Origin of the sequence: Pedobacter sp., from assembly GCF_041645105.1 — a bacterium.
Taxonomy (GTDB): Bacteria; Bacteroidota; Bacteroidia; order Sphingobacteriales; family Sphingobacteriaceae; genus Pedobacter.
In genome coordinates, this window is sequence record NZ_JBAZQQ010000001.1 from 1,197,415 (window position 1) to 1,221,695 (window position 24,281).

General features: G+C 37.7%; 20 protein-coding genes and 2 tRNA genes. 16 read left to right on the forward strand and 6 right to left on the reverse strand.

From position 1 onward, the window contains the following. Window position 1 precedes the first annotated feature (1 nt). From WC623_RS05115 to WC623_RS05125, 3 genes are all read left to right on the forward strand, one after another. Window positions 2-2,920 (forward strand): PD-(D/E)XK nuclease family protein, encoded by a 2,919-nt coding sequence (locus WC623_RS05115; protein ID WP_372848610.1) that lies wholly within the window; start codon window positions 2-4, stop codon window positions 2,918-2,920. 109 nt (window positions 2,921-3,029) lie between these two features. Beyond that, window positions 3,030-4,016, forward strand: a complete 987-nt coding sequence (locus WC623_RS05120) for a pyruvate dehydrogenase complex E1 component subunit beta (protein WP_372848612.1) — start codon at window positions 3,030-3,032, stop codon at window positions 4,014-4,016. Between the two features lie 141 nt (window positions 4,017-4,157). Then, window positions 4,158-6,479: a Tex family protein gene (locus WC623_RS05125; protein WP_372848614.1), complete on the forward strand. Its 2,322-nt coding sequence runs from the start codon at window positions 4,158-4,160 to the stop codon at window positions 6,477-6,479. 120 nt (window positions 6,480-6,599) lie between these two features. Here WC623_RS05125 and WC623_RS05130 read toward each other — a convergent pair whose 3' ends face one another. Further along, window positions 6,600-6,902 (reverse strand): SymE family type I addiction module toxin, encoded by a 303-nt coding sequence (locus WC623_RS05130; RefSeq protein ID WP_372848616.1) that lies wholly within the window; start codon window positions 6,900-6,902, stop codon window positions 6,600-6,602. 524 nt (window positions 6,903-7,426) lie between these two features. On the opposite strand from WC623_RS05130, the gene WC623_RS05135 reads away from it, so the two are divergent. Next, window positions 7,427-8,659 (forward strand): ATP-binding protein, encoded by a 1,233-nt coding sequence (locus WC623_RS05135; RefSeq protein ID WP_372848618.1) that lies wholly within the window; start codon window positions 7,427-7,429, stop codon window positions 8,657-8,659. A 21-nt stretch (window positions 8,660-8,680) separates the two neighbouring features. On the opposite strand, the gene WC623_RS05140 is transcribed toward WC623_RS05135, so the two are convergent. Then, entirely contained in the window at window positions 8,681-9,154 is a 474-nt protein-coding gene (locus tag WC623_RS05140; RefSeq protein WP_349788229.1) for an Lrp/AsnC ligand binding domain-containing protein, read from the reverse strand. A gap of 155 nt (window positions 9,155-9,309) precedes the next feature. Here WC623_RS05140 and WC623_RS05145 point away from each other — a divergent pair. Both WC623_RS05145 and WC623_RS05150 read left to right on the forward strand, forming a co-directional pair. Beyond that, window positions 9,310-9,417: transfer RNA gene (locus WC623_RS05145), tRNA-Asp, on the forward strand. Between the two features lie 79 nt (window positions 9,418-9,496). Next, window positions 9,497-9,641 (forward strand) — tRNA-Asp (locus WC623_RS05150). A gap of 81 nt (window positions 9,642-9,722) precedes the next feature. On the opposite strand, the gene WC623_RS05155 is transcribed toward WC623_RS05150, so the two are convergent. Further along, entirely contained in the window at window positions 9,723-11,315 is a 1,593-nt protein-coding gene (locus WC623_RS05155; protein ID WP_372848620.1) for a TPM domain-containing protein, read from the reverse strand. 50 nt (window positions 11,316-11,365) lie between these two features. Further along, window positions 11,366-11,866, reverse strand: a complete 501-nt coding sequence (locus WC623_RS05160; protein WP_372848622.1) for a hypothetical protein — start codon at window positions 11,864-11,866, stop codon at window positions 11,366-11,368. Window positions 11,867-12,025: 159 nt separating this feature from the next. On the opposite strand from WC623_RS05160, the gene WC623_RS05165 reads away from it, so the two are divergent. From WC623_RS05165 to WC623_RS05195, 7 genes are all read left to right on the forward strand, one after another. Beyond that, a complete protein-coding gene (locus tag WC623_RS05165; protein WP_372848624.1) occupies window positions 12,026-12,469 on the forward strand; it encodes a cytochrome B in 444 nt (147 codons plus the stop codon). 271 nt (window positions 12,470-12,740) lie between these two features. Further along, window positions 12,741-14,147, forward strand: a complete 1,407-nt coding sequence (locus WC623_RS05170) for an anthranilate synthase component I family protein (RefSeq protein ID WP_372848626.1) — start codon at window positions 12,741-12,743, stop codon at window positions 14,145-14,147. Window positions 14,148-14,152: 5 nt separating this feature from the next. Continuing rightward, window positions 14,153-14,737 (forward strand): aminodeoxychorismate/anthranilate synthase component II, encoded by a 585-nt coding sequence (locus WC623_RS05175; RefSeq protein WP_372848628.1) that lies wholly within the window; start codon window positions 14,153-14,155, stop codon window positions 14,735-14,737. 2 nt (window positions 14,738-14,739) lie between these two features. Beyond that, window positions 14,740-15,531, forward strand: a complete 792-nt coding sequence (trpC, locus tag WC623_RS05180; protein ID WP_372848630.1) for an indole-3-glycerol phosphate synthase TrpC — start codon at window positions 14,740-14,742, stop codon at window positions 15,529-15,531. 22 nt (window positions 15,532-15,553) lie between these two features. Beyond that, window positions 15,554-16,744: a GTPase HflX gene (gene hflX, locus WC623_RS05185; RefSeq protein ID WP_372848632.1), complete on the forward strand. Its 1,191-nt coding sequence runs from the start codon at window positions 15,554-15,556 to the stop codon at window positions 16,742-16,744. A gap of 19 nt (window positions 16,745-16,763) precedes the next feature. After that, entirely contained in the window at window positions 16,764-17,141 is a 378-nt protein-coding gene (rbfA, locus tag WC623_RS05190) for a 30S ribosome-binding factor RbfA (protein WP_372848634.1), read from the forward strand. 41 nt (window positions 17,142-17,182) lie between these two features. Further along, complete coding sequence (locus tag WC623_RS05195; protein WP_372848636.1) at window positions 17,183-17,833, forward strand: TonB family protein; 651 nt, start codon at window positions 17,183-17,185, stop codon at window positions 17,831-17,833. Between the two features lie 3 nt (window positions 17,834-17,836). Here the strand turns inward: WC623_RS05195 and WC623_RS05200 are convergent, their stop codons facing one another. Then, complete coding sequence (locus WC623_RS05200; protein ID WP_372848638.1) at window positions 17,837-18,715, reverse strand: diacylglycerol kinase family protein; 879 nt, start codon at window positions 18,713-18,715, stop codon at window positions 17,837-17,839. A 45-nt stretch (window positions 18,716-18,760) separates the two neighbouring features. Here WC623_RS05200 and WC623_RS05205 point away from each other — a divergent pair, with 45 nt between their 5' ends. Then, a complete protein-coding gene (locus WC623_RS05205) occupies window positions 18,761-19,741 on the forward strand; it encodes an App1 family protein (RefSeq protein ID WP_372848640.1) in 981 nt (326 codons plus the stop codon). A gap of 37 nt (window positions 19,742-19,778) precedes the next feature. Further along, window positions 19,779-20,414: a leucyl/phenylalanyl-tRNA--protein transferase gene (aat, locus tag WC623_RS05210; protein ID WP_372848642.1), complete on the forward strand. Its 636-nt coding sequence runs from the start codon at window positions 19,779-19,781 to the stop codon at window positions 20,412-20,414. Here aat and WC623_RS05215 read toward each other — a convergent pair. Next, window positions 20,407-23,301: a DEAD/DEAH box helicase gene (locus WC623_RS05215; protein ID WP_372848644.1), complete on the reverse strand. Its 2,895-nt coding sequence runs from the start codon at window positions 23,299-23,301 to the stop codon at window positions 20,407-20,409. The genes aat and WC623_RS05215 overlap by 8 nt on opposite strands. 314 nt (window positions 23,302-23,615) lie before the next feature. On the opposite strand from WC623_RS05215, the gene WC623_RS05220 reads away from it, so the two are divergent. Continuing rightward, a complete protein-coding gene (locus tag WC623_RS05220; RefSeq protein WP_372848646.1) occupies window positions 23,616-24,254 on the forward strand; it encodes a GIN domain-containing protein in 639 nt (212 codons plus the stop codon). The last annotated feature ends 27 nt before the right edge of the window (window positions 24,255-24,281 follow it).

Sequence of the window (24,281 nt, forward strand, 5' to 3'; positions counted from 1 at the left end):
GATGGGAGAAATAAATATGAAGCCTTTTTTAAGAGAAGTAGCCGAAGACCTGGTTTTAAAACTAGGTGATAATTTACAACATGCAGCTATTGTTTTTAACAATAAACGTCCAGTTGCCTATTTGCAGGATCACCTGGCAAAAATTATCAATAAACCATTCTGGAGTCCGTCTTTCCTAACCATTCAGGAGTTCTTTGCATTGTCGTCCGAATTGAAAGTAGCGGATACATTTACACAGTTTTTTACGCTTTATCAGCAGTATAACAAACTGATCATGCGAAATGGAGAAAACAAGATTGAACCCGCCAAATTTTACCCAATTGCGCGAATCATTTTGAGCGATTTTGCACAAATAGATAATGATCTGGTAAATGCGGACAAGTTATTTGAGCAAATGGAGGAGTTTGCCGAGGTTGATTATCAGTTTGATTACCTGACTGAAGAGCAACAGGAGTTCTTAAAGAATTTCTGGAGTTCCTATTCGGAAGGAAAGCATAAGAAGCAACAAGTACAGTTTATTAAAATGTGGCAGCGGATGCCGGAGTTGTATGCTGATTATCATCAGGCACTTAAAGAGCAGGGGGTAACAACTATGGGACATATCTACCGCTGTCTTGCCGAGGGAAAAGCAACTCAGCCTGATTTTACCTCGACCTTTGGTAAATTGGTATTTGTGGGCTTTAATGCCTTAAGCAGAGCTGAAGCTGTTGTATTTAAACATTGGCAGGAGCAAGATAAAGCATTGTTTTACTTTGATACGGATGACTACTATCTGAGTGATCCTTTGCAGGAAGCAGGTCTGTTTTTAAGAAAAAATCTTGAAAGCACAGGGTTAGTAAATGCTTTAGGAGCGAGTAGGTCATTTATTAAAGTGAACCCAAAAACAATAAATGTTTATAAAACTCAGGGTCAGGTGGCCCAGGCTAAAATATTGAGCAGGGCATTAGAGGATGATTATCCTTTACTTAGTGCTGAAGATAATGCAGGGAAAATAGCACTTATTCTGGCTGATGAGAGCTTATTACTTCCGGTATTGCAAACCATCCCTACACATTATAATCATGGAGAGGAAAAACGTCCGGTAAGTATAAATGTCACAATGGGATATCCATTAGTAGCATCTTCTATTTTTGGATTGGCTGATTTATGGTTAAGTGTTCAGGCGCAATTAATCCAGGGCGACAAAGAGACAGTTTATCACCGTGAAGTAGAGGCTTTTTTATCGCATCCGTTGACTGGAATTTCGGAGCAGATGCGTAGTAAAATACAGCAGAAACTATTAGCAGAACAGCTGGCAGAAGTGCCGCTGCTAAGGTTGCAGGCACAAAAGGGCTTGTTGGCTACATTTTTTACCCGCATTAAAAGCAGTGCTGAAGCAACTAATACTTTGCAAACAATCTTTAAACACATTTTAGAGCAGCAGCTTGCGCATAAAACATTGCGACAAACCGAAGCTGATCTGTTTGTGGCTACAATAAAGGAATTAAACCGGTTGCATGATGCGTTAGAATTATATCTGCCTGCTTTAACCAGCTCTAAAGAACTATCCTTTATTTTATCGCTTATCCAAAGAGCGGTTCAGGGAATTGCAGTTCCATTGACAGGTGAACCGTTACAAGGTATTCAGGTTATGGGTCTATTGGAGAGTAGAAGTCTTGATTTTGAGAAAGTGTATATTTTAGGGGTTAACGAAGGTTTGTTGCCGCAATCAAGCGTGTCACCAAGCTTTATTCCAGATAGCATCCGAAGAGCTTATGGACTTCCTGTATTGGAAAATCAGGATGCGATTTCGGCTTATATGTTTTATCGATTATTGCAACGTTCCCTCGATGTTAGTTTAGTGTATAATGCGCAGGCAGATGATACCAATACGGGTGAGCCAACTCGGTTTTTAAGGCAACTGGAGTACGAAAGTGGTTATAACTTCAATTATCTGGAGCATAAACAGCGTATTACAACTGAGAAAAAAGTGCCTGTTATTATCAATAAAGATGAAAAGGTGATGGAGGTACTCAATAAGTATCTTAACGGAGAAATTCCATTGTCGGCATCAGCATTAACTTCTTATGTGAATTGTCCACTTCAATTCTTTTATCGTTATGTGGCTAAAGTTGAAGAGCCTAAAGAGATATCTGAAAATCTGGAAGCAAACTATATAGGCTCTATGCTTCATTATGTGTTGGAGACTTTTTATGGAGATCTTATGATGCAAGATGCCATGATCACAAAGCAACGCATTGCCGACTATCGTAAAAAAGTACCTGAACTTGCAGTACAAGCTTTTGCACAAGTCATGTTTGAAAAATCAGATCTTCAAGTGAACCATAACGGAATGCAAAAGGTGGTATTGGCTATTGTAGAAGAATATGCGAACCTGATTTTGGATTACGATGAGAACGAAGCTCCATTTGAAGTTTTGGCCCTTGAAAAGAAAGATAAGGTTGAATTTAGTTTTAAGGTTAAGGGGAAGGACCGTAGTATAACATTGCATGGGATTATAGACCGTATAGATCGTAAAAACGGTATTACACGGATTGTAGACTATAAAACAGGAAGTGATGTCTTAAGATACACCAATCTGACAGATGTTTTTGATACAAATGGAAACAAACAGAACAAAGCATTAATACAGACATTATTTTATACCTATGTCTTTGAAAAGGCAAATGCTGTTGAATGGGTAGAGCCAAATCTGTATAGTATTCGCAATATGCGTAAGGAGGGTACTTATTTTTATTTTACAGAGGGTAGGGAAAAAGTAAAATTGAATGGAGAGCAACTGGAAAGTGTAAAATCTGAGTTTATAGGTTTCCTGCAAGCTAAACTTTCGGAGTTATTTGATGCAGATATTCCTTTTGTGTCAACAGAGAATGAAGCTGGTTTTGCATATTCTCCATATTTAACTCTGTGCGGGATGTGAAATGCCAAATTATTTTAGCCGTTTTGCAGGTTCGAAAGTGTAATTAAAACACTACTTTATAATTGCATTACAATACTTATATTTGTGCCAGTTAATATTTGAATATACAATGAGAGAGATTCAATTTAGAGAAGCTTTGCGTGAGGCCCTAAGCGAGGAAATGCGTAAAAATGAAAACGTTTTCCTTATGGGTGAGGAAGTTGCGCAGTATAATGGTGCTTATAAAGTTAGTCAGGGTATGCTTGATGAATTTGGCGAGAAACGTGTGATCGATACACCAATTGCTGAGTTAGGCTTTGCCGGTATTGCTATAGGTTCTGCAATGAACGGATTAATTCCGGTTGTTGAATTTATGACCTTTAACTTCTCTTTAGTTGCTATAGATCAGATTATTAACGGTGCAGCTAAAATGTTGTCTATGAGCGGTGGTCAGTTCTCTGTACCAATCGTATTCCGTGGTCCAACTGGTAATGCTGGTCAGCTAGGTGCTCAGCACTCTCAAAACTTTGAGAACTGGTATGCAAACTGCCCGGGATTAAAGGTTGTTATACCTGCTACTCCTTATGATGCTAAAGGTTTGCTTAAACAAGCTATCTTAGATCCAGATCCAGTAATTTTCATGGAGTCGGAAGTAATGTATGGCGATAAAGGTGAAGTTCCAGAAGAAGAATATTACCTGGAAATTGGTAAAGCTAATATAGTTAAAGAAGGTACTGATGTAACTATCGTAACTTTCGGTAAAATGCTTTCTCGTGTAGTAAACCCTGCAGTTGAAGAGTTGACTAAAGAAGGAATTAGCGTTGAGGTGATCGACTTACGTACTGTACGTCCTATTGATTACGCTACCATCATCGAGTCTGTTAAGAAAACTAACCGTCTGGTAGTTGTTGAAGAGGCATGGCCATTAGCTTCAATTTCATCTGAAATTGCGTTTAATGTTCAGAAAAATGCTTTTGATTACCTGGATGCTCCAGTACTGCGTATCACATGTGCAGACGTACCGTTACCATATGCACCAACATTGATCGCAGCTAGCTTACCAAACGCAGAGCGTGTTGTTAAAGCTGTTAAAGAAGTAATGTACGTGAACAAGTAAGAACTGTTCATTAAAATAATTGAGGCCTGTTTCATGATAAATGAATACAGGCCTTTTTGTTAACAATATATTTATTTGAGATGTCAATTGTTAGGGTTAATTTTGCCGGCAATTGTACGTTAGAAGATCAAACAAAAAATAATGAGCAATCATTCTAAAATCATTGCTGCTGAACTGGCAGTAACGGAAAAGCAGGTTATCGCTACTATTGAATTATTGGATGAAGGGGCAACTGTTCCTTTTATTTCCCGTTACCGGAAAGAGGCTACAGGAAGTTTAGATGAGGTGCAGGTAGCTGCAATCCGCGATAGGTTTCAGCAATTAAGAGAGCTGGATAAGCGTAGAGAAGCAATTTTAAAAGCGCTTGCTGCCTTAGATAAGCTAAGTCCCGAACTTGAAGCACAAATCAATGCTGCGGAAAATATCGCAACGATTGAAGATATTTATCTTCCTTACAAACCCAAACGCAAAACCAGGGCTTCTGAAGCAAGAAAAAAGGGATTAGAGCCACTGGCTTTATTTCTGTTGGAACAAGGCAGGGTATCGCCCGAAACTGAAGCTGGTAAGTTTTTAAACGACGAGCTTGGAGTGGGATCTTTAGCTGATGCTTTGGCAGGAGCGAGAGACATTATTGCCGAGATGGTAAATGAGAATGTAGAAGCAAGAACTTCTATGCGAAATTATTATCAGCAGAAAGCAGCTTTTAAATCCGTAGTTGTTAAAGGTAAGGAAGAAGAAGGAGTTAAATATAAGGATTACTTTAACTGGGAAGAGCCGCTTAAAAATGCACCATCACACCGAGTGTTGGCGATAAGACGTGGGGAAAATGAAGGGGTCTTAAAACTGGAGGCTATGCCTGCGGAAGAGGGGGCTATTGATTTATTAGAACGTCTGTTTGTTAAAGGAAATAATGATTGTGCGCAGCAGGTTAAGCTTGCGGTACAAGATAGTTACAAACGTTTGCTTGGTCCAGCAATGGAAACTGAAATCCGTAGTATTTCTAAGGAAAAGGCAGATGAAGAAGCAATCCGCGTATTTGCTGAAAATGCACGCCAGCTTTTGCTTGCAGCTCCAATGGGACAGAAAAATGTATTGGCCATTGATCCAGGTTTTAGAACTGGATGTAAGGTGGTTTGTTTGGATAAACAAGGTAAACTGTTAGAGAATACTACGATTTATCCGCATACAGGTCAAGGACAGGTTAAAAAGGCGGGCGATAAAATCATAGAGCTTTGCACTAAATATGAGGTTGAAGCTATTGCTATCGGCAACGGTACAGCTGGTCGTGAAACTGAAGTATTTGTACGCAGTTTAAACATCCCTGATGTTATAGTGGTGATGGTGAGTGAGAATGGGGCGTCTATTTATTCAGCATCTGATGTCGCAAGAGAAGAATTTCCAACTCAGGATATTACGGTTAGAGGTGCCGTGTCTATTGGTCGCCGGTTAATGGATCCCTTAGCTGAGCTGGTTAAGATCGATCCTAAATCAATTGGTGTAGGGCAATATCAACACGACGTGGATCAGAGTAAATTGCAGGCCTCGTTGGATGATACGGTAATGAGTTGCGTAAATGCGGTGGGTGTGGAGTTAAACACAGCATCTAAGCAGGTACTTGCTTATGTGTCTGGATTAGGACCTCAGCTGGCTCAGAATATTGTAAATTATAGAAATGAACATGGTGCCTTTAAAAACCGTGAAAGTTTAAGGAAAGTGCCTCGTTTGGGCGACAAAGCATTTGAGCAAGCTGCTGGTTTCTTAAGAATAAGGGATGCTGAAGTTGCTTTAGATGCAAGTGGTGTACATCCGGAGCGTTACGCTTTGGTACATAAAATGGCCAGGGACCTAAATTGCAGCATAAATCAGTTGGTTAATGACCCTTCATTGCAAAAACAAATTAAGCCACAACAATATGTGAATGAAGATATTGGTTTGCCGACCCTGAATGATATTCTGGCGGAACTAGCTAAACCGGGGAGAGATCCTCGTGAGCAGTTCGAGGTCTTTAGTTTTACTGATGGGGTAAATGAGATTGCTGATTTGAGGATTGGCATGAAGTTGCCAGGGATTGTAACGAATATTACCAATTTTGGTGCTTTTGTTGATATAGGAGTACATCAGGATGGGTTAGTTCATACAAGTCAGCTAGCTGATAAGTTTGTTGCGAATGCCAATGAGGTGGTTAAAGTACATCAAAAGGTTGAAGTTACTGTTGTTGAGGTTGATGTTGCAAGAAAGCGTATTTCTTTATCTATGAAAACAGAAGTAAGTGTTAAGCCTAAAAGAGAACAGAAGGGTGGTCCTGCTAAGTCTAAAAAACCGGTAGGACCTGGGCGTTCAGAGCAGCTGCATAGAGGCGCTAAACCTCAGCAAAATAATAAAGGTGGACAAAGAGAGAAGGCGCAGCCTGAAGGAGATTTACAATTGAAGCTGGAAGCATTGAAGAATATGTTTAAAAAATAACCGTTCTCTTTATCGCGGGAATCTTTTTCTGAAGGGAAAAAGTTCCAATGCTCTTCAGAGAAGGTAATTTTTTCTTTAAAACAAACAAAGGCAGGAGTAGTATTCCTGCCTTTGTTTGTTTTAGGAGATACTAGTTTTATCACTTTCAAAGTTAATAATGAGCTGTTTTTTATTTACAGTGACAAGTATTTCAGATCCTTTTTCGAAACCTGCATTGCGTAGCCATTCGCCTTTTAGCAAGATTACAGGTTCATGTTTTGCTCCTTCGTATGTCCATTTGCCATAAACTTTTAATCTGTGTATACCTTCAGGTAGTTTTGGTTTTGGCGGTTCAGATGCTTTACAAGTGCATTTTTTTGTAGTTTGCTTGGGCAGTTTTGATAAGGTGGTAGTCGTTTCTTTTTTAATTTTCTGTGTTCGCATAATAGAAAAAATAAAGTCCAGGTCACTGCGAACACAGTCGGAGTACCGAAAAGTTGCCGGACTTTCACCGGTTTGCCTGGATTATTGTTAAAAAATTAATTGCTGGATTGCCCAACTGTATTCGCACTATAAAGATAAGGAAAAGCTGTTGTATTATCCCAATCGAAATTAATCTAGAATAATTTATAAAGTATCAGACCGTATAATAAGCATCTGATTACGGTCTGATTAGTGCTTAATCACAGTCTGAAAACTAGGTTGCACTACCCTTGAGCTACCCTTGCAATAGGGTTGAACTACCTTAGAGGTATTTCAACGGTAGCGCAACGGTACTTCAAGGGTAGCTCAAGGGTAGCGCAACCCTGTAGTTATACTGTAATTATCCTGTTGTTATTCAGTAAATAGAGTAGAGGAAATACGAATAATTTTAATATTATCCGATATTTTCACATTAGTACTTTAATATTATCCGATATTTTTGAATTAGTATTTTAATTTTATCGGAAAATGTGTATTTTGACATCATGAAAAGATTTGAAATGTTAAAAACTTTGCAAGGCCATCTGTCAAATCCGCAGCATAGTATTTTAATTGGGCCCAGACAAGTTGGAAAAACTACACTTGTAAAACAACTTGCAAATATTTTGGAGCAAGATGGGGAACAGTGCGCTTTTCTAACTTTTGAAGACCCCCATATTCTGGAGGCAATAAATGAGCATCCAGAGAATGTTTTCAATTATACTATGCTTCCATCAGATTTACGAGTGGGTAAAAAGCTTTATTTGATCATTGATGAGGTGCAGTACGCAAAAAATCCGAGTAACTTTTTAAAACTGCTTTATGATAAGTATAAAGAGCAGATTAAAGTAGTAGCAACGGGAAGTAGTGCTTTTTATATCGATAAAAATTTTAAAGATAGTTTAGCAGGAAGGAAAAAGGTTTTTGAGCTCTTTCCGCTTTCATTTGATGAATTTTTGCATTTCAAAAAGGAAGATGATCTTGTTAAAGAATGGTATGAAATGCAAAGACGTGATAAATATAAAGGACCAAATCATACTAAGATCAACTTGTTGTTCGATGAATACCTCGTATATGGTGGTTATCCTGAGGTTGTACTTGCAGAAACAAGTGAAGAAAAGCATACTCTTTTAAAAGAGTTGGTGAGTAGCTATATTAAAAAGGATGCTTTAGAGGCAGGGGTAAGAGAAGAGCAAAAGTTTTTTCACTTATTGAGATTGCTGGCTGATCAGATTGGGAGTTTAGTGAATAGCCATGAATTAGGAAATACTTTACAAATGACAGGTGTAACTGTAGATAACTACATTTACATTATGCGAAAAAGTTTCATTGTCAATCTATTGAGCCCTTTTTATGGAAGTTTACGTAAGGAATTAACTAAAATGCCAAAAGTGTATTTTAGTGATAATGGATTGCGCAATGCGCTGCTAAATAATTTTAGCAAGATTAATGAGCGTGCAGATAAAGGTGAGTTGCTGGAAAACTATGTTTACACCCGTCTTAGATATCTTTATCATGATGATAACTTACATTACTGGCGTACTTCCGATGGTAATGAAGTTGACTTTATTGTTGAACAAGGGATTAAACAAGGTTTAGCCTACGAGGTAAAATACAATGATGGACAGTTTAAAATCAGTAAATACAAGAAATTTATAGGAGGCTATCCTCATTTTAGTTTACAGTGTGTCGCAAAAGAAATCACCATGGCAATTGGTGCTGAAGTAATAAGGTTGTAAAAGAAGAGACAGATTGAACTACTACAGCTCAATCTGTCTTCTGATACTTTCCTCTAGTGAGATAAGTGTTTCTGTACGCTGTATGCCTTCAACTGCCTGGATCTCCTCATTCAATACGTGCCTAAGGTGACTCGTATCTCTACAAATGATTTTGGCAAACATACTATAAGCTCCAGTGGTATAATGTAGCTCTACAACTTCTTTGATTTTACTAAGCTGTGCTACAGCATCTTTATATTGAATTCCTTTTTCCAGGTATATACCCAAGAAGGCAGTTACATCATATCCCGCTTTTTGTGGATCAATTATTAAGTGAGAACCCTTAATAATGCCCATTTCCTGCAATTTTTTCATCCTGACATGGATCGTGCCACCAGAAACTATTAGATCTTTAGCGATTTCCGTATAAGGTTTGGTGGCGTCATGCATCAATTGTTTCAGGATGTCGATATCCAGGTTATCAATTTCTAAATTTTGGCTTTCTTTTCTAAGCATGATTTTGATATTTGTTAACGATAATCAAATATAATTATAAAATTGGTAAAAATAAAATTAAATGATTAAAATATTTGCAACGTATTGGGGTTGTTGTTACATTTGTATCAAGCAAAACAAAAAAAACATTGTTCTTTAAACATTTGCTTATACTCTGTAGGGTGGTGAAATTGGCAGACGCACCTCCTTGTCTCGGTGGTGGAGAATATGGAAAACCCGTAAGGGCTAACTACTCCTTGAAGGTTCGACTCCTTCCCCTACAGCAATTAAGTAGTAAGATCAGAAAAAAATCAACCTGAACCAAAAATCTTACTACTTAAACAATTTAGTACTTTTAAGTAATGTTGGGTGGTGAAATTGGCAGACACGCCTTCTTGTCTCGGTGGTGGGGATAAATGGATAAACGCAGTTTATGGGTTGACCACAAATTAATTTTTGAACTGTAGCTAACTACCCCTTGAAGGTTCGACTCCTTCCCCAACAGCCAGTTTTTTTATGAATAATAAGTTAGTTAAAAACGAGTAATCTTGGATGGGATTACTCTTTTTTTTTGAAGCAAAATTCCTTTTTACCAGCTGCTGCCTGATCCGCCCCCTCCGGAAGAGCCACCGCTGGATGATGAGGAACTGCTGGATGATGAGGAGCGGGAAGATCCAGATGAAGAAGAACCTCCTGATGAACCAGTCGAAATCCGGGCAATTTTGTATTCAATCCTTTCCACAAATTTGCAATGATAGCAAGTATAGTCTGAACAGCCCTTACCAGAACTGCTGGTAGTCGCCTGCTCAATAATCCTGCTTCTGGTGAATTGCAAAGTCCTGTAATTACATTTCGGGCAGATCGTTGCGGTTGATTTTAGGTTTTGATAATCCAGTGTCTGACTGTGTTTACAGGAATTACATTGCCATACATCGTAGTCCACAGCATCAATTTTTTCTTCTGCTACCTGGCCTTTCTGTAAATGCTTATTGTCCTCATCTTCATCCAGTAAGACCATCGTTTTTCCGCATTTTTCACAGTTTACCGGTGCATTACGCAGTTGCTCTTGCTGCAGTGTGTATTTTTGCCAATAGGAAGACAGGCCAGGAATTACTTTCGTTGCCCATCTTAAAGGTTCATAACTGTCACGCCAGGCAAGGAATTGTTCGTGGTTGCTTTTACCTTCTCCATCTACCTTCAGCTTGCGGGTTTTTAGATAAAAATGCAGGTGAATATACAGGGCAATAAAAACATATAGAATGACAATTGCCCGGATACTGATCCAGTCAATAGGAAAGTAAAGGTTCAATAAAATGATAATAGCAACCGGAACTCCAAAAATGATGAGAACCGTTGGATTGAGAAAGGGCGGATCTCCAGAGTATAACTTCACCCTGTTACCAATTGCTTTGGCTATTTTAAAATAAAAGAATAGGATAACAAGGGTAAACAAACTGCCAATAGGGCCTTTCGGGCTAGGATATGAAACATCTGCAAAATGACTTCTGGGCTCTGTAGAGCTGGGTGGTGCCGGGGTAATATCAACGGGCATTTCTCTGATCCCCTCAGTCATTGCAGGTTTAGTGTCAGTGGGTACAGTTTCAGCTGGTATCGTGTCAGGGAGTACAGCTTCTAAAGGAGCCGGAGTTTCTGTGCCTGTCAGGCGGTTAATTACGGCAGTTACGCCAGCCGTCACTGCTGCATCATAATTATTTTCCTTGGCTTGCGGTACCATGTGCTCTTGCTGTATCCGCTGACAAATCATGTCGGGAAGTATACCTTCAAGGCCATATCCGGTTTCAAACTCTATCCTGCGCTGGTCTTTCACCATCAAAATCAGCAGACCATTGTTTGTTTCTTTGCTGCCGATTTTCCAGGTATTGAAAAGTTCATGTGCAATATCTTTAGGAATGGCTTCGCCGATGCTGTTGACAAAGACAACGTCGATATGCGCTGTGCCGGCCTGATCGAGAGGTCTGAGCTTGGCATTGAGCCAGGTTACCGTTTCTTCCGAAAGGATCTTGTCGGGATTACTTACATAACTTTCATTCAGTGTCTTGGGATCAGGTATTTTAGTCCAGGCCGGTTCCTGTTCTTTCTTGTACTCACACCCCGACAAAAGCAGAGATAAAACGAGTACTGGGATAAAAAATAAGATATGGAGTTTATACTTCCTGATCATAAGATTTTATTTTCTTGTTTATAATCATCTGTTTTGTTTCTTTGTGTTCATCAGGCATAGGATAGAATACGACAGCATAATTCGATGTTTAACAACCGGTCTGGTTTCAAATCCGACCAAATGTCGACATCGTAAAAAACAGCACTTTGATTAACCTGGCAAATGAATTGGCCGGGAAATGGACGTTTGCCTTTCGGTATCTCAGTTAATCCGGGCTGGAACAAGGGTACAGAAATTTCCAGTTCCTTATCCGGATGATAGGGAATGATAGAAACCCAGGGTTGTTGGTCGGGACCTTTTAAAAGGGTAGACAGAATACCATCAGGTTCTGCGTAAGCCTGTACTGTTCCATTTTTCGCTACAATAGTATATATTAATTTATACAGTCCGCGGCTATTATAAAAATAGAAGGCAATGAGTGTACCCGCTGCTGTTTCAATCTGTTCTCTAACAGAAATTTCATGTTCTGCGGTTAAAATGGTGACCAGAGCGGCTCCTGTTTGCTCGGTTTCAGTTTTAAATTTTTTAAAGGGAACGACCTCTTGCATCATCGAGCGTTAATTTTTTTAAGGGATTTATCTGACTGCTGCAATAATATAGCCAATAATAAAGAAATGAATTGCTAATTCATAATCATTTTAAATATGAATTAGTAAATGGCTTTTTTACGAATAATAAAGGAAATACTTAAGTTTGAAAGAAAAACAGTTATGGATCAGATTTTAAAAAGCGCACATTCGGGTTGGCGTTACATAGTTTTAGTTTTGCTTATAGTTGCCCTTATTCAGGCACTATCTGGCTGGCTGGGTAAAAAGACTTATACAGAAGGAAATAGGAAAGTAAACCTTTTCACATTGATTTCTGCACACATTCAGCTTTTAATGGGTTTAATTCTCTATTTTATGAATGGATGGTATAAGATTGATAGCTCAGTTGCTTTGGGGCGCTATTGGAAAATGGAGCATATCGGAATGATGGTGTTGGCTGTAATTCTGATAACTGTAGGAAATGCCAGATCTAAGAAGGGTACTGATGCAGCAGTAAAACATCGTTCTGTTTCGCTTTATTTTGGCCTGGCGTTGATTCTTATTATAGCTTCAATTTTTGCAATGGTGGGTGCTGATCCATCTCGTTCATTTTTTGGTGTTTCATAAAAATTACAAATATAATTTTGCATTGTAAGATTTATTTATATTTTTGTGACCTATGATTAACAACATTCATACATGGCAATGGCGTAGCACTCCCAAAAAGAGTCTAGTCGTAGTCTTGTGTACCTTATAGTTTATCAACCTAAACCAAACCACATTAAAAACCCGACGTAGACCACACGTCGGGTTTTTTGTTGGTTTTTTTTCGGAATAGAGAGAATTTTAAAGAGGCAGTGGAAAAAAGAATAAAAGATATTAAAGAAGCTAGTTAAATATGGAAACTAATTATGTAATTAAAACTACCTGCAAAAAGCGACTTGCAGATACCACAACGCCTGTGAGTATTTACCTGAGGCTTAGGGACGTATTTCCAAATACAATCTTACTGGAAAGTTCTGACTATCATAGTCGTTCAAATTCGGTAAGTTATGTTTGTGCGGAGCCTGTTGCAGGTATTGTATTGCAGGATGGAGTATTGTCAACCTATTTCCCGGATGGACAAAATGGGGAAAAAAGAGACTTTGTATTGGCCGAGGAAATTGATGCTTTTAAAGCAAAATTTAAACCAGGTGGAGTGGAAGATACCAGATACATTTCGAGTGGTCTATTTGGATATTTTACCTGGAATGCAGTACAACATTTTGAAGATATTAAGTTTAGTTCTGTTACTCCAAAGGATCAGGAGATTCCAACGATGCAATATCATATTTACAGGTATATTATTGCTATTGATCACTTTAAGAATGAGATTACGCTGTTTAAAAATACTTTTAATGGAGATGACAATGAGGAGCTTGAAAAGATTGAATACATCATTCAGAATAAAAACTTCCCTGAATATAGCTTCAAAATAGACGGGGAGGAAGAATCTAACATGAGCAATGAAGGGTTCATGGATATTGTCGAGAAAATGAAGAAACACATTTTACGTGGTGATGTATTCCAGATTGTTCCTTCAAGAGCATATAATCAGGGTTTCTTAGGAGATGAATTTAATGTTTATCGTTGTTTACGTTCTATAAACCCTTCTCCTTATTTGTTTTATTTTGACTATGGTAGTTTTAAACTCTTTGGTTCTTCTCCAGAGGCTCAGATTACTATAAATGATAATATTGCTAATATTTTTCCAATAGCAGGGACTTTTAAACGTACCGGTAACGATGAAGAAGATGCAGAGCTGGCTCGTAAATTAGAGCAGGATCCTAAGGAAAGTGCGGAACATGTGATGCTTGTTGATTTGGCGAGGAATGATTTGAGCAGACACTGTAGTGGTGTTGAGGTAAAATCTTTTAAAGAAGTGCAGTACTATTCGCACTTGATTCACCTGGTATCAAAAGTAAGTGGTAATCTACAACCAAATGTGTCAGCCTTTAAAGTTGTTGCAGATACTTATCCGGCAGGAACATTAAGTGGAGCGCCAAAATATAGAGCGATGCAGCTGATTGATGAATATGAAGGCTTAGGACGTAACTTTTACGCTGGCGCAATAGGTTATATGGGCTTTAATGATCAGTTTAATCATGCGATCATGATCAGAACTTTTATGAGTAAAAATAATCAGTTGCATTACAGAGCGGGAGCAGGCATAGTGGCTGATTCAGTAGCTGTAAACGAACTGAATGAAGTAAATAATAAAATTGCTGCTTTACGTAAGGCAATACAAATGGCTACAGATATTTAATAGAAATGGATAAGAGCATTCAAAAGAAAGTATTGGTGATTGATAATTATGACTCCTTTACTTATAATTTAGTACATCTGGTAAATGAATTAGGCCGAGAAGTGGAGGTTTGGAGAAATGATAAGTTTGACCTGGCCGATGTTGATCAGTTTGATAAAATTATTTTGTCGCCCGGCCCTGGTATACCTGAGGAAGCGGGCTTGCTACTTGAGGTGATCAAGACGTATGCGGCAACAAAAAGTATATTTGGTGTGTGTTTGGGGCAACAAGCAATTGCTGAAGCTTTTGGTGGAACTTTATTGAATCTTGGCCGTCCGATGCATGGCATTGCAACACCTATTACTGTATTGGATAAAGAGGAGTTGCTTTTTAAGGATTGTCCGGAAACTATAAACGTAGGAAGGTATCATTCATGGGTGGTGGCCACAGAGGGACTTCCTGATTGTCTTACTGTAACTGCAACAGATGCTGATGCTGAAATAATGGCCTTAAGGCATAATGATTTTGATGTCAGGGGTGTACAGTTTCATCCAGAAAGTGTGCTTACTGAGTTTGGGAAACAAATGATGAAAAACTGGTTAGAGAATTAGATATGACTATTTTAGATAAAATTGTAATACGGAAAAAAGAAGAGATAGCCCAGGCAAAGCAATTGGTATCTGTTAAGGATTTGGAAGCAGGCTTACACTTTAACCGTAACCCTTATGTGTTTAAGGATTTTTTGCTGGATGATAAAAGAACAGGCATAATCGCAGAATTTAAACGTAGGTCCCCGTCAAAGGGTGTGATTAATGATCGGGTAAGTGTAGAAGAAGTAACACAGGCTTATGCAGCTGCTGGAGCTTCTGCGCTTTCTGTATTGACAGACATTGATTTCTTTGGTGGTCATACCAATGATTTGTTGGCAGCAAGGGCGGCTAATAAAGTCCCTATTTTAAGAAAGGAATTCATGATTGATGAATACCAGATTTTAGAAGCGAAAGCCCTTGGAGCTGACATTATTTTATTGATTGCTGCAATTTTGACACCTGATGAGATTAAAAATCTATCTGCATTGGCAAAAAGCCTAGGGTTAAACGTACTGCTTGAGGTGCATAACCTGGAAGAATTGGAACGGAGTATTTGTAAAGATTTAGATGCTATAGGCGTTAATAATCGAAATTTGGCCGATTTTACGGTTAATATTCAAACTTCATTTGATCTGGTTAATCAAATTCCTGATGAGTTTTTAAAGATTTCAGAAAGTGCCATAAGTGCGCCTCAGACCATTTTAGACCTTAAAGTTGCAGGCTTTAATGGGTTTTTAATCGGAGAGAATTTCATGAAAACAGTCAATCCGGGGCAAGCAATGCGTGACTTTGCCGGAAAATTGATCTCGGTATAACTTTTGTATCTTTGTATTTTACATGGGAAAACAGAAATATTTCGATACAGCAGTTAAAAAGGAGCGAGCAGTACTTGTTGGAGTGATCAGGCCTGGTGAAAAGCCTGAGGAAACCAGGGAGTATCTTGATGAGCTTGCTTTTTTAGTAGATACTGCAGGGGGATTGGTAGAGCGTGAATTTACCCAGAAAATGCTTAAACCGGATCGTGCAACTTTCGTTGGAACGGGAAAACTTGAAGAGATTCAGGCATATGTGAAGTCGGAAGAAATTGATATTGTAGTTTTTGACGATGAACTTTCACCGTCGCAGCTTAGAAATATTGAAAGAGAGTTACAAGTAAAGGTTTTAGACCGTAGTAATTTGATTCTTGACATCTTTGCTGGAAGGGCTCAAACAGCACAAGCTAAAACACAGGTAGAGCTAGCACAGTTACAATACTTATTGCCACGTTTAACGCGTTTATGGACTCACCTTGAACGCCAAAAGGGTGGTATTGGAATGCGTGGGCCGGGTGAGACGCAGATCGAGAGTGATAGAAGGATGATTCTTGAAAAGATATCTCTTTTGAAAGATCGCTTGAAGCTGATTGATAGGCAGAATGAAACACAACGCAAAAACCGTGGACAACTCATTCGTGTTGCATTGGTAGGATATACGAATGTTGGTAAATCTACTATTATGAATATGTTGTCAAAGTCTGAAGTGTTTGCTGAAAACAAGCTATTTGCTACGCTTGATACAACCGTTCGTAAAGTAGTCATTGAAAACCTTCCATTCTTATTATCTGATACAGTTGGTTTTATTAGAAAGCTACCTCACCATTTGGTAGAGTGTTTTAAATCTACATTGGACGAAGTCCGGGAAGCTGATATATTGGTTCATGTGGTGGATGTTTCTCATCCCAATTTTGAGGATCAGATTAATGTGGTAAATGAAACATTAAAGGATCTGGGAGCAAGAGATAAGGAAACCATAATGGTATTTAATAAAATTGATGCTTATGTGAGTCCTGAGCCTGACCATGAGGAAGAAGAGCCTTTAGTACTTACACTTGAGGATTTTAAAAAGAGCTGGATGGGATCGGAAAATGCTCCTGCAATATTTATTTCTGCCCTGCACAAAGAGAATTTAGAAGAATTTAGACAGTTATTGTACGATAAAGTTGTTGCTTTGCACACTGAGCGCTATCCTTACGATAAGTTGTTATATTAATTGAAGAAAAGGAACCATTATGGAAAGTAAACGTCAACAGAAATTTGCCGGGTTATTACAAGAAGAGTTAGCTGCGATTTTTCAGCGTGAAGGGGCGGCGTATTTGCCGAATACATTGGTTACCATTACAAAAGTTAGAGTATCTCCTGACCTTGCCGTTGCAAAGGTTTATTTAAGCTTTTTAAATACAAATAATACCAGCTTGTCGGTAGCTGAAGTAAATTCACATGCTGGTGAGATCAGATATAAATTAGGGGCTAGAATCCGTCATCAAGCTCGTGTGATTCCAACGTTGACTTTCTTTGTCGATGATACAAATGAATATGTGGAGCGCATGGATAAATTGTTTGATAAGATCTCTAAAGATCGTGAAGAAAACGGGACGGAAGAGGGTTAAAGATAAATCTTTGATCTGTTAATTTTTGCGTAAATTAGTATATGATCAAGATTCTCTTTGCATTTTTTCTATGCTTCACCTTTACATTAAAGGCTCAGCCTATAATAAAGGGGGGGCTGGAGAACTTTGCGACGAGCAACAGTGTATACCCTCGATACTCTCTAAGTAATTGCATTGAAGGGACTGTAACGATCAGCTTTAAATTAAATTCAGCAGGTGAAGTGTACTATTCAAAAATAAGTTCAGGAATAGGTACTGATCTGGATGATGAAGCATTGCGCCTAATCAGGCTTAGCAGTGGGAAATGGACTGTTCCTAAAAACCATGATTCTGCTGTTTCATTAATTGCGCCTATAAAATTTAGCCTGGCTACTTATAATTGTCGTGACAGAAATCCTCAGGATATTCAAAGAGCAATTACTGCTTATAAAGCCAATGAAGAGCTGGTGAATTCTATTCAGAATTTTTATAGAAACAAAGAAAAAGGGACTGCGATAGAAGCAGAAGAGCCTAGATTTGTGGCACTTAAAAAAGAGTTGGGATACGATGATGAATATTTTAGAGCACGTATTAAAGACGGACTTAAAAAGTTGAAACAAAAAGATAAACAGGGAGCGTGTGAAGATTTTCTTTTTGTGAAGCATATGGGGTCCGATCTTGCTGATGAAATGCTGGAAAAATACTGTAGGTAAGTATTAAACGATGATGTTAATCGCTCCAGCAATGAGGTGTGCCTTTACTGTATTTACTTTTCCAATATATTCTCCATCTACCTGAAAGTGTGCTTTACGTTTGGTTTTAATATTCAGATTATTCGTTTGAAAAGATTGTATGTTTTTTGGATTAAAAGGTAAATTGGTAAATCTGATTTTTAGAATTTCCATTACGGAGTACTCCTTTACGAGGATAACTTCAAAAAGGTCATCGTCAAGCTTTCCTTCAGGATTAATTTTTACACCTGTTCCATACATAGTTGCATTAGCAATAACTACCATTGCAGCCTGTGATTTGATCAGGTTGTCTTTTATCTTAATTTCAACATCCATCTTGCTGTGACTCCATAGTGCTTTCCAAGCTGCTTTTGCGTATCCAAGCATGCCACGTTCAGGAAGATCGTCGAATTTCTTAACAATGTAAGCGTTAAAACCGATGTCGGCCAGGTGTATGCACAGCTCTCCATTTACTGTAACTGCATGTATTTTTTTAGGAATTCCATTTACGGCTATATTTAATGCCTGCTGAATGTCGACAGGTATACCAAGTTCTTTTGCCATTCCATTTGCTGAACCGGCGGGGATGACTCCAATAGGGGTGTCTGTTTCCAACAGACATTCTGCAACTAGCTTTAGTGTTCCATCACCACCTACAGCAATTACTCTTGAGGCTTTAGACAGTTTGATGGCCTTTTTAAGCTCGTCAATCGTACATCCAGAAGATAACTCATATATTTCAAAGCTACTTGGGTGTTGTTCAAAATAGTCAGTTATTATTTTACTATAGTTTATTTCCCCGTTTCCGGATCCGGGATTTACAATAAATAATAGTTTTAGTTCAGCTGTTGTTTCTGTTTTCATGGGTAATAGCAAAACAACTATAGTGTAACTCTGTTTTAATTAGTAATGAATAAATCTGTTAGTGTTAAAGTATATCATGGATACGGACATACACAAAATCTGGTCGTGTATGGACATGTATTTCGTTTCAGGGCTAAAAATAATCAGTATTACAGTAACAATTTGTTTGTTAATATGCTATATGTTTTAAAGCTTTTTGTGCTAAAGCCATACCCTTATGTAAAGGTTAGATTGCGCTTTTATGAGCAGACAGTATATGGACATACCGAGTATGATGGCTTTTTTAAGTTAGAATGGAAGGCTGAAAAAAATGTTGCTGCTGGCTGGCACAAAGTTGTAGTGGAAGCTTTAGGGAAAAATGATGTAGTCTTAGCCGCTAACAATGGTTTGGTTTATGTACCTCATATTACCCAATATGCTTTTATCTCTGATATTGATGATACCATAATGGTTTCTCATTCTGCGACTTTTTTGCGAAGATTGAGGGAGTTGTTGATTAAAAATCCACGAACCCGTAAAACATTTTCTGAAGCACAGGAACATTATAGTTTACTGGCTTTATCTCACACAGAAGTAGAACAACCCAATCCATTTTTCTATGTGTCCAGTAGTGAATGGAATTTATATGATTATTTAGTGGAAACATTTAGGTTTAACAGTCTTCCTGAAGGTGCTTTTTTGCTTAATCAGATTAAAAGATGGAAAGATCTGATTAAAACAGGTAGAACAGGCCATGAAGGGAAGTTAATGAGGGTTATGCGGATTTTAGATGCCTTCCCTAATCAACGCTTTGTATTTTTTGGCGATAACAGTCAACAAGACCCAACAATTTATACCACCATTGCTAAAAAGTATCCTAAAAATATTGCTGCGATATATATCCGCAATGTCCGAAAAGAAAATAAAGCAGAAGCTCTGGCACTACTAAATGAAGTCGAATCGACTCAAAAGGTGAAAACCTGTTTATACGATAATAGTGAAGAGGCTATACTCCACTCTAAGAAGATAGGATTAATTCTAAGATGAGGTTATGTACGTAATGTTTAAGTATGTAATATTGTAAATGGTTTTTAAGTTAGACGATGATAGAATCGTTTTTCCGAATCCGGAATTAGCCAATCCGGATGGTTTGTTGGCGATAGGGGGTGATCTAAGAGCAGAAAGACTGATCTTAGCATACGAAAATGGTATTTTTCCCTGGTTTAGTGAAGGAGATCCAATATGTTGGTATGCTCCGATTGAACGTTGTGTGATCTTTCCTCAATGCTTAATGATTAGTAAAAGCATGGCTAAGCTTTTTAAAGTAAATGCTTTTAGGGTTACTTATGATTTAGCATTTAATGAAGTAATAGGAAACTGTGCTAAAATTGCTAGAAAGGACCAAAACGGGACATGGATAACTCGGGAAATGCAAAGTGCTTATTTAAAATTACATGAACTTGGTTATGCTCATAGTGTAGAGGTTTGGCAAGAAGATCAATTAGTAGGAGGTCTTTATGGGATTCATATCAATCAGGTATTTTGTGGTGAAAGTATGTTTAGTAAGGTCAGTAATGCCTCTAAATATGCTTTGATCTGGCTTTGTACACATAAGAATTTTAAGATGATAGATTGCCAGCTCCCAAATGATCATCTCATGAGCCTTGGAGCTGAGATGATCAGTAGAGATGAATACTTAGGCTACTTAAAGGCTATTTAAGTAGTTCACTAATATCTTCTTTACTTAAAGATTTAAAGAAGCTTTCCTCAGTTGTAATCAGAGAGCTGGCCAGTTTCTTTTTGCGGTTTTGAAGGGCCAAGATCTTTTCCTCTACAGTGTCTTTGGCTATGAATTTATAAATAAATACCTTTTTGTCCTGACCTATTCTATGTGTACGATCTATCGCTTGCTGTTCTACAGCAGGGTTCCACCATGGATCGAGGATAAATACATAATCGGCCTGAGTCAAGTTTAAGCCTACCCCACCTGCTTTTATTGATATCAAAAAGACTTTTAGCTCTGTATTTTGTTGGAACTCAGCAACTATTTCTCCGCGGTTTTTAGTCGCGCCGTCCAGGTATGTAAAAGGAATTTTTTCCTCGTTAAGGTACTGTCTGAATATACTTAGGTGCTTTACAAATTGTGAAAAGATAAGAACCTTATGCCCGCCTTTTAGCACATTATCTAGAGTATGAATAACGTTTTCAAATTTACCGGAGTCAGATTCATATTTGTCATCAATCATAACAGGATGATTGGCAAGTTGACGTAATGCAGTTAAGCCCTGTAAAAGCTGTACTTGTTTCTTAGCGTATGTACCATCGTCCATGCTACTGAGGAGGTCATTCCGGTAGGCTGACTTAGTTTTTTCGTAGTAAGCTGCCTGATCTTCACTCATGTTGCAATAAAAGATTTGTTCTGTTTTAGCTGGCAATTCAGCCGCTACTTGTTCTTTGGTCCTGCGCAATACGAATGGTTTTATTATAGCCTGTAGCTTCCTGGCTTTATCTTCATCCTTTCGTTTTTCAATGGCTTGCACATATTCTTCATTGAAGAATGCTTGGGTTCCCAATAGGCCTGGATTTAAGAAAGTAAGCTGAGTCCATAGGTCGCCTACAGAATTTTCAACCGGAGTACCACTTAATACCAGTTTATGCCTTGATTTAAGCGCTTTAACTGCTTTGAATGATTTAGATGAAGGGTTTTTTATATTCTGACTCTCGTCCAGGATGATGTAGCTGAAATAGAATTCTTTAAGTACATCTATGTCGACTCTTGTTATGCCATAAGTGGTAATTATGATATCATAATTGGAGAAACGGGCTACATCTTTATTTCTTGATGTCCCGGTATGTGCATGAATTTTAAGCTTTGGAGTGAATTTTTTTGCTTCATTTAGCCAATTATAGATCAGTGAAGTAGGCATCACTATCAGCGAAGTGCTATGTGTGTTATTTTCCTGATCTTCTTCCTTAAGCTTTTGTAGCATAGCCAAGGTCTGGATGGTTTTACCCAATCCCATGTCGTCGGCCAGGCATCCACCAAAATTGTATTCTCTTAAAAAGCTAAACCAGTTGTACCCGGCTTTTTGATAACTACGCAGATCGCCCTTAAAATGTACAGGCATTTTTGTGTCTGCTATATTCTCAAAGTCGGTCAGCTTTTGAAGCTTTCTGCTTAATGTAATGTTTGCAATACCATCTTCCGCAAGTTCATTAATAAGACCTATATGATGTTTTTTTAGTTTAAGTACCTTCCCACCATCAGAAAGACTAAATAAACTGCCGTATTGAGTAAACCATTTATCTGGTATAATCGCAATTGATCCATCGGGGAGTGAAAATTCTCTTTTTTTATGAAGAATATGCTGTTTTAAAGAGATAAATGGAACTGGGTGACTGCCAAAATAAACAATGGCATTAATGTCGAACCAATCATTGTCTTCCTTAATTTCAAAGTCTATTTTATTAGTGGCAAATAGGAATTTCTTAGTTCCCCTGTGCTGTTCTATTTCAAAACCTTCTTCTTTTAACTGCTCTAAATGTTCATTTACCCAATTTATAACTGCATAAGATTGATCTACTTCCTGATCTGCTGGTACTTCTAAATGATGATAAAGTGCACTTGTTTTTTTTAAACCAAGTCCAATCAGGAAATTAAACTTCTCTTTCTCCCAAACAGCATTGCGTTTAATGCGGGTAAAAATATAATTGTCCTCTTCTTTATGAACGTGAACAGTTATTTTTTTTTCATTACCCATGGCAAAGGCATGTTCACTATAGTTAAAGTATAGTTGCAGTTGTGATATACCAGCATCAACATAGATTACCTTAATAACGGGAGTTGGATCGTGTTTTTCCGTTTTTATATCGAAGCCTTCAGCATATACATGATATTTTTCAATCAAAGGAGCTACAAATTTTCTGAAGTATGCCTCTTCAGTAGCCTTTGGTATAGTAATAAATCGCTTATTTAAAAAAGGCATTAATTTTTTACCTTCAATATCTTGCTCAAAGAAATAAAGCATGTCGTTGAGTAATAACCATGAAGGTTGATTGCTGATTATCTGGGCGTCTTTGAACATGAAGTCGATGCGTAATCCCTGGTATTTTATAGTTGGAAAATACCTGGTTTCTGTTTCACTTCTTCTGAAGTGAAACAGAACAGTCGAGGGTTCAGTGGCTATTTCTATCTTTCTTTCTGCAGGCCAGCCATCTTTATCCATAAGGTATAAGCGACCTTCTTCCTTCAACGATTCAAGGACTTCTGATAATTTTTTTTCAATCTTTGGCCGTACATTTTCGTAAAACTTTTCATTGAAAAATTTACTGAAGAATTCGACAGGCCTGATTGCCTTTTTATGGTATTTCTTGATGATATAATCTTGTTCTGTTTCATCAAGTATTTTGATCAGCTTTAGATCTTTATCTGTTAAGTGCTTTGCAAATTCTCCGGCTGTATGTGAAAATAAACGCTGATATGTTAAGGAAAAATCTCCCTGTGGGTTCAGCTGAACAATATGTGGTTCAATTAAATAGCCAAAATACGCGTGTTTACATATTGAGTATACAATTTTGCAGGGTTTGGAGCTATCTACACGTAACATTGGCAAAAGGTTAAAACAATCAGAGGATAAGCAATTAAAAATCTTTAAACATACGCCAAATTGAGATGCTTTCAAATAAAATTGTTTTGTTTTTAAATTTTAGGGGCATTTGTTCTTTAATAACACTTGTTTTTTATGAAAGAGAACATCTGTTACAAATGATGACATTTTTCTGTTGCTGGTTCGTCGAAAAAATTGGGCAGTTGGTCGGGTATTACATTGATGTTGCCTAAAAGGAAAAAAATAGCTGTAACGTTTTCGGCTTTTGAACGACTTATATGTAAACAATTTAAAAAACTTAAAAACTAGAAAATATGAAAACTTCAGTAAAAACATTATTCGCCTCAGCATTAACAGTAATCGTTTTATCAACTTCAGCATTTACTTCAGTAGCTGCAAACCAAAGTGAAATTTTCTCAGAATTATCTACTACTATTGATTTTAACAAAGTAGTAATCACAGGAAATGTAAATGTGGAGCTTATTCAATCAGAAAAACAAAGGGTTGTTATCTATGAAGCTTATAATAAGAATCTAACTACAGTAACACAAAAGGGAGATAAATTATTTATTAACTCTAAAGAAGATGAGCCGATCCATATTACTGTTTATGTTAAAGATTTACAAAGAATAGATGCAAGTAACCGTGTGTCTGTTATAACAAGAGGCCGTTTTGCATCAAATGTATTGCAAGTGTTTCTTCAAGATAATGCAAAAGCTTATGTAAGTGGTGATATTGGTAGCTTGTATACATTGGTAAAAGATCGTTCGCAACTTAAATTAAAAGGAACATCAAAAGATCATGTATCTGTTAAAAGTAAAGTAGCTAAATTAAATACGGTACAATTCGCTTCATTAAAAACAACAGGTACAGTTGATGGTGAGGAAACGGTTCAAGAGTATGCCCTGACTGTTACAAAGGACTCAGTTATAGCAAAAAGTATGAACAGGTAAATTTTACATATTAATATGAAAAAGCCG

Bases quoted from the DNA above. Each gene is read 5' to 3' on its own strand.
- aat (WP_372848642.1), top strand. From the start codon at position 19,779: ATGGTTTTTAAGTTAGACGATGATAGAATCGTTTTTCCGAATCCGGAA.
- WC623_RS05200 (WP_372848638.1), bottom strand. From the start codon at position 18,715: ATGAAAACAGAAACAACAGCTGAACTAAAACTATTATTTATTGTAAAT.
- WC623_RS05120 (WP_372848612.1), top strand. From the start codon at position 3,030: ATGAGAGAGATTCAATTTAGAGAAGCTTTGCGTGAGGCCCTAAGCGAG.
- WC623_RS05160 (WP_372848622.1), bottom strand. From the start codon at position 11,866: ATGATGCAAGAGGTCGTTCCCTTTAAAAAATTTAAAACTGAAACCGAG.
- WC623_RS05140 (WP_349788229.1), bottom strand. From the start codon at position 9,154: ATGCTTAGAAAAGAAAGCCAAAATTTAGAAATTGATAACCTGGATATC.
- WC623_RS05195 (WP_372848636.1), top strand. From the start codon at position 17,183: ATGATCAAGATTCTCTTTGCATTTTTTCTATGCTTCACCTTTACATTA.
- WC623_RS05170 (WP_372848626.1), top strand. From the start codon at position 12,741: ATGGAAACTAATTATGTAATTAAAACTACCTGCAAAAAGCGACTTGCA.
- WC623_RS05130 (WP_372848616.1), bottom strand. From the start codon at position 6,902: ATGCGAACACAGAAAATTAAAAAAGAAACGACTACCACCTTATCAAAA.
- WC623_RS05220 (WP_372848646.1), top strand. From the start codon at position 23,616: ATGAAAACTTCAGTAAAAACATTATTCGCCTCAGCATTAACAGTAATC.
- WC623_RS05205 (WP_372848640.1), top strand. From the start codon at position 18,761: ATGAATAAATCTGTTAGTGTTAAAGTATATCATGGATACGGACATACA.
- rbfA (WP_372848634.1), top strand. From the start codon at position 16,764: ATGGAAAGTAAACGTCAACAGAAATTTGCCGGGTTATTACAAGAAGAG.
- WC623_RS05215 (WP_372848644.1), bottom strand. From the start codon at position 23,301: ATGTTACGTGTAGATAGCTCCAAACCCTGCAAAATTGTATACTCAATA.
- WC623_RS05125 (WP_372848614.1), top strand. From the start codon at position 4,158: ATGAGCAATCATTCTAAAATCATTGCTGCTGAACTGGCAGTAACGGAA.
- WC623_RS05115 (WP_372848610.1), top strand. From the start codon at position 2: ATGGGAGAAATAAATATGAAGCCTTTTTTAAGAGAAGTAGCCGAAGAC.
- hflX (WP_372848632.1), top strand. From the start codon at position 15,554: ATGGGAAAACAGAAATATTTCGATACAGCAGTTAAAAAGGAGCGAGCA.
- WC623_RS05155 (WP_372848620.1), bottom strand. From the start codon at position 11,315: ATGATCAGGAAGTATAAACTCCATATCTTATTTTTTATCCCAGTACTC.
- WC623_RS05175 (WP_372848628.1), top strand. From the start codon at position 14,153: ATGGATAAGAGCATTCAAAAGAAAGTATTGGTGATTGATAATTATGAC.
- trpC (WP_372848630.1), top strand. From the start codon at position 14,740: ATGACTATTTTAGATAAAATTGTAATACGGAAAAAAGAAGAGATAGCC.
- WC623_RS05165 (WP_372848624.1), top strand. From the start codon at position 12,026: ATGGATCAGATTTTAAAAAGCGCACATTCGGGTTGGCGTTACATAGTT.
- WC623_RS05135 (WP_372848618.1), top strand. From the start codon at position 7,427: ATGAAAAGATTTGAAATGTTAAAAACTTTGCAAGGCCATCTGTCAAAT.